At 68.2% G+C, this 5,705-nt stretch carries 3 protein-coding genes and 1 pseudogene; 3 read left to right on the forward strand and 1 reads right to left on the reverse strand.

Going from position 1 to position 5,705, the window contains the following annotated elements:
- Nucleotides 1-334: 334 nt before the first annotated feature.
- From L0H79_RS20065 to L0H79_RS20075, 3 genes and pseudogenes are all read left to right on the forward strand, one after another.
- Nucleotides 335-1,606 (forward strand): annotated as a pseudogene (locus L0H79_RS20065) (DEAD/DEAH box helicase family protein); the annotation flags it as partial.
- 156 nt (nucleotides 1,607-1,762) lie between these two features.
- Nucleotides 1,763-2,335, forward strand: a complete 573-nt coding sequence (locus L0H79_RS20070) for a tyrosine-type recombinase/integrase (protein WP_301486412.1) — start codon at nucleotides 1,763-1,765, stop codon at nucleotides 2,333-2,335.
- Nucleotides 2,332-3,375 (forward strand): tyrosine-type recombinase/integrase, encoded by a 1,044-nt coding sequence (locus tag L0H79_RS20075; RefSeq protein ID WP_301486413.1) that lies wholly within the window; start codon nucleotides 2,332-2,334, stop codon nucleotides 3,373-3,375. The genes L0H79_RS20070 and L0H79_RS20075 overlap by 4 nt, the downstream gene beginning before the upstream one ends.
- Here the strand turns inward: L0H79_RS20075 and L0H79_RS20080 are convergent.
- Nucleotides 3,291-5,108, reverse strand: a complete 1,818-nt coding sequence (locus L0H79_RS20080) for a tyrosine-type recombinase/integrase (RefSeq protein WP_301486414.1) — start codon at nucleotides 5,106-5,108, stop codon at nucleotides 3,291-3,293. The genes L0H79_RS20075 and L0H79_RS20080 overlap by 85 nt on opposite strands.
- Between the last annotated feature and the right edge of the window lie 597 nt (nucleotides 5,109-5,705).

Here is a 5,705-nt window from a genome sequence, read left to right on the forward strand (position 1 = left end):
CCCACCTGAGCGACTGGCTGACCGCCAAGACCAACCTGGTCAGGAAACGACCCGGACGCTCCTCACCGAGAGCCCGCAAACGCGGCGGGTCGCACCGCTACCCCCCGGCGACCCGATCACACCCCCGCCGTCCGCACCGTCACCCACACCATCACGATCCACCGACTCCAACCTCTCAGACCCTAAATCACGGGCATTGCCCCTGGGCCTGCGTACCGGGACTTCGGGTCTGTCCCCGACAGGGACAAAGGTCGGTCCTTCTCTTCGGACCCCGGACGCTCGCGCGAAGGGTCTGGCTAGAGTGACCGAGACGTCGAACTGGGGGAATTGTGAAATGACAGCAGGGCAGCCGGACCGGGGCACCACGGCACTAGACGACCCGGTGCTCAACGGGCCGTATGACCCTCCGACGCGCCACTTCCAGATCGGCCCGGCGGGCCCGACCGGCGTGGTCAACGATGGCCGCCGGCCGAGTGAGTCCTTCATCCCGGTCGCGACGGTCCGGAAGGGCCGCGGCAAGAAGACGACCACCGAAGCCTCCGACGATCCCGAGCAACTCTCGCTCCTGCTAACCCACGAGCAGGTCCAGCGCAACACGCTGATCAACGGTCTGCGCCGGGATGTCGAGATCTGGCGGGCAAGCGACTACACGGGCGCCACCGCCACGAGCGCCAAACTCCTGCACCACTGGGCCGCCGCGCACCGGGACAACCGGATTCTGTTCGCCCAGCGTGAGGCGGCCGAGACCGCGATCTTCTTGGCGGAGGTCAGCGGCCGAGTCGCCGGCTTCAAGGACTGGCGATCAGACCTCGAGGAGCAAAACGCCGAGCACAACGCGGGCCTCCCCCGGGTCGCGCTGAAGATGGCCACCGGCTCGGGCAAGACCGTGGTCATGGCGATGCTCATCGCCTGGCAGACGCTCAACAAGATCACCGGCGCCCGCAGCAACAGCCGCTACGCCAAACGGTTCCTGGTCATCACCCCGGGCATCACGATCCGCGACCGGCTTCGCGTCCTGCAGCCGAACGACCCGGACAACTACTACGACCAGCGGGGCCTCGTCCCCCCCGACCTGCGCGGCCTGCTCGGCAGGGCCCAGATCCTCGTCACGAACTATCACCCGTTCTTGCTCAAGGACGCCAAGGAGATCAAGGGCGTCTCCCGCACCACCCGCCAGATCCTCCTTGCCGGCCGCAGGGACGACCCCTTCAAAGAGACCGAGGCCGCCATGGTGTCCCGGGTGCTGCGCGGCTGGGGTGTCGGGACCGCCCGGCGGCAGAGCGACATCATCGTCATCAACGACGAGGCCCACCACTGCTACATGGACAAGCCCATCACCGTCGAGGCCGCGGAGGCCGGCGTCGAGAAGGGCGCCAAGGAGGACGCCGACCGCAACGTCGACGCCCGGGTCTGGTTCAAGGGCATCCAAGCCATCGCCCGCAAGGTCGGCGTCAAGACCGTCTACGACCTGTCCGCCACCCCGTTCTATCTCGCCGGGTCCGGCTACAAGGAAGGCTTCATCTTCCCGTGGACGGTCAGCGACTTCTCCCTGATGGACGCCATCGAGTCCGGCATCGTCAAGGTCCCCCGCATCCCGATCGATGACTTCGACCGAGTCGACGGTTATGCCGAGTGAGGGCCGTCGAAGCGTGAATGGTCTTGCCGTGTAACGCGCTCGAGGCAGGCGCGCTCGGCATAATCGCGGATCGGATGAAGGCTGGCCTCATCCGGGGCATGGTGCTCCGGGGACGGAGGCTGGATCGTGGACCCGACAAGACCGGTACCGGTCAACGGCCCGCTGGAGGTGTACGGCGCCGGGCTGAGGATCTCCGAGGCGCTCAACCTGACCCTGCCGGACGTGGACCGCGGGCACGCTGCGGATCCGCGACTCCAAGAACGGCCAGGCAGGAGCGTCCCGATCACCAGGCGGCTCGCCGCGACCCTTCAGGCCTACACCGCGGCCGCGCACCCCGCCCCCGATGACAGCGACTACCTGTTCTACGCCAGGGCTGCGGGCAGGCAGATCAACCAGGCGACGATATACATGCGGTTCCGCGGCTACCTGGCCGACGCCGACATCCCCCACTTCACCGGCGGTCCGCATCCCCACTCGCTACGCCACGGCTTCGCGGTGGCCAACCTGAGACGCTGGGCCGCAGTCGGCGCGGATCTGGCCGCGATGTTGCCCTATCTGGCCTGCTACATGGGCCACGCCGACCTGCGCGGCACCCAGTACTACCTGAGGCTGACCGCGGACGCCTACCCCGAGGTGATCGCCCAAGCCCAACTTCGGTTCGGCTATGTCATCCCCGCGCCGGCCGAGGACAAGTCGTGAGCCGGCGACCCGCGCCGCCACCAGATCTTGCCGGGCGCTGGCTGGCGAAGTTCTTCACCGAGCACCTGGCCGGGGAGCGCGCCGTCTCACCCAGGACCGTAGCCTCCTACCGAGACGCGATGAAGCTGCTGCTGACCTGGTTCAAAGACGCAGAACACATCCCGCCGGAGAAGCTGTGCCTGGTCGACATCGACCGGTCTCGGGTCCTGCGGTTCTTGGACTGGTTGGAGGCCGAGCGGGGCTGCTCGGCAGCCACCCGCAACCAGCGCCTGGCGGTGATCAAGTCATTCTCCCGCTACACCGCGGTCGAGCAGCCCGAGCACCTCGACCAAGTCACCCAAGTCCTGGCGATCCGGCAGAAGAAGATCCCGGCCCCAGAACTTGGACACCTGACAGCAGTCGAGGTCAAGGCGCTGCTCGCCGAACCCGGCACGGCCAGCGCACGGACGCTGCGGGACACCGCCCTGCTCGCCCTGGCCTACGACACCGCCGCCCGGGTCCAGGAGCTCTGTGACCTCGACATCGCCGACGTCCGCCGCGCCGAACCGATGACGGTGGTGATCCGCGGGAAGGGATCCAAGGTCCGGTACGTGCCCGTGATGGGCCCGACCGCCCGACTCCTCACCGACTACCTGGAGCACCTCGACCCACACCCCGGAATCGGTCCCGGCGCGGCCCCGCTGTTCCGCGGACCGAACCACGCCCGGTTGACCCGGTCCGGGATCGCCAAACTCCTGGCCCGCCACGTCCGGGCCGTCCGGGCGCGCGACCCCAGATGGGCTCCCGGCCTGAAGGTCACCCCGCACACGTTACGGCGCACCAGGGCGATGCACCTGATCCAGGCCGGGGTCAATCTGATCTACATCCGCGATCTACTCGGCCATGTCGACGTGTCCACCACCGAGATCTACGCCCGCGCAGACGCGGAGACCAAACGCAAAGCGATCGAGGACGCCTACGAGCCCCTGACCCCAAAGACCTTGCCGGACTGGACCACGGACGCCTCACTGATCGGTTGGCTCGACTCGATGACGCGTTGACCTTGACCGCCGGGATTATGCGGACAACCACGCCCTCGGCACCATCCTGACCAGCCAGAACACTCAGACAGGGCGCATAACCCCGCCGTCCACCTAATGGCGGAAATCGTGCATGCGCGGGCGTCGGACGTCAGGCGAGGAGGGTTCCAGACCAGTGCTTTGCAGCAGTTCCCGAAACGCGGGATAGATCGTCGAGTGGGCCAGCCGGGCACCCCGAGTGGAGACGAACAGGCTCGGTGAGGGCGGGTGCGTGCACAACCGGTCCCGGACGCTGCTGTACTCGCGCAGCGCCTCGATGGTGCTGGCATGCACGGGAGCAGCCGCGTGCCGCCGTTCTTGCTGTCGTGCACGAGCAGCGTCTGTTCGGCCCAGTTGACGTCTTCGCGGTTGATGCGGATCGCCTCGCCGACCCGAACGCCGCTGACTGCCAGCAGTCCGATCAGCGCGTGCATGGTGGCTGATCGCAACGCGGGACGGAGATCGTCCGTCGCGCGCAGCAACGCAGCGGTCTCCGCGTCGGAGTACAGGTGCGGGGCCGGGCGGTGGTGGCGGCCCACCAACAGGTCGACCGGCGGGATCTCGGCGCTTGGATCGATCGCGTTCAGGTATCGGGCGAAGCCGCGGACCATCCGCAGTCGTCGCGCCAACCAGTGCGCGCTGCCCAGCTCGGGCAGCCTGGCCCAGGCCAGCGCGACCTCGGTGGTGACCACGCTCACGCCAGCCTGCCGGGCATAGCGCACGAAGTCGGCAAGCATCCGTTCCTCGGTCTTCAGCCTGAATCCCACGGCCCGGCGGACGGCGAGATAGTCCTGCAAGGAGCCGGCCAGATCACTCATGGCGCACCCACCGGCCAGGGGCGGGTGACCGCGGACAGGGCGCGCTGATCGACCGTGGCGTAGTCCGATGTGGTGGCTGCTCGGGGTGTGACGCATGACCTGACCGACCTCGGTTAGGCTCGCGCCGGCGCGCAGCATCTCGGTCGCGGCGAAGTGCCGCAGCCGGTGCGCATGAGAGCGGGGCAGTCCCGCCCGCGCACATGCCCGGACCACGATCCTGGAGACTCCGGCGGTCGACAGCCCACCCATCGGCGCGCGCATCCTGGTGAACACGCAGCGGCACTCGCCGCGCGGCCCTTCTGCCTGCAGCCACCCCACCACGGCCTCGCCGACATCGCTCGGCAGTGGCAGAGACTCGACGCGGTCGCCCTTGCCGCGGATCACGACCTGCCCGCCGCGCCAGTCGATGTCCTCCAGCCGCAGCCCGGCGACCTCGCCGGCGCGTAGCCCGAGCCGGGACAGCACGGTCAACACCGCGAAGTCGCGCCGGCCCACCGCGGTGGTCCGGTCACAGCTGTCCAACAGCCGGGCCGCCTCGGCCGGGCTGATCGCCTTGGATGACCAGTCGTCGCGCCGATTCGCCACCGACGGCACCAGCTCGGCAAGGGGCGTGTCGACCGCAGCATCCAGGAACAGGAACCGCAGCAACGCCCGCAGCCGCACGGTGCTACGACGGGCGTGTCCGACCATGCCTCCCGCGCACTCGCGCCGCACATACTCGATGACCTGACCGCCGGACAAGCCGCCGAGGCCGAGCCCACCATCCGGGTTGAGCCACCCCAGGAATGCCATGGCGTCCCGCACGTAGTCCACAGCGCTGTTCGGCTGCAGGCCTCGCTCGTGCAGCAGGAAGGTGGCGTAGCGCTCCATCAACACCTCGATCGGCGTGGTCGCCACCGCAGCCGGATCCGATGGAGCCACCCCCAGCCCTCGCAGATGATCCAGTAGCGGCGAGAACCCCCGCAGCGAGAGCCTCGAACGGTAACCAGCCGACCGTCGTGACGCCAGAAACCGTCCCACCACGTCCCGGCTGAGGTCACTTGGATCCAGCCGCTCGGCACCGAGCCATCTGCTCAGCTGCGCCATCCGCAGCACATGGTTATGGATCGAACCAGCCGCGTAACCATCACGCTCCAGTGTCCGGATGAACCCCGCCGCGTACGGCGCCAACGGGCCAGGCACCCGGCCCAGCTTTCGCCCGCTACTCATGTGATCAGCTCCTCCTCTCGATGAACCCTCCAAGGAGAAGCCTGAACTGACCCACGCGATTATGCCGAGCGTCTGGAGCCGATCCCCACCCCCAACAGGCGATCCCGGCCCGTCCTCGGCATAACCGCATCCTCGGCATTGCGGATGTAATGCGGACGTCCGCATTACATCCGGTCGGCGACCAGGGAGCGGCAGGCGCCTTCGATGATCCCGGTGGCGATCGGCCAGCTCGCGGCCAGCGCGCCGGGGTAGTCGAGGTATGGGGCCTTGTTGACCAGGTAGGTG

Origin of the sequence: Intrasporangium sp., assembly GCF_030452765.1 — a bacterium.
Classification (GTDB): Bacteria; Actinomycetota; Actinomycetes; order Actinomycetales; family Dermatophilaceae; genus Intrasporangium_A.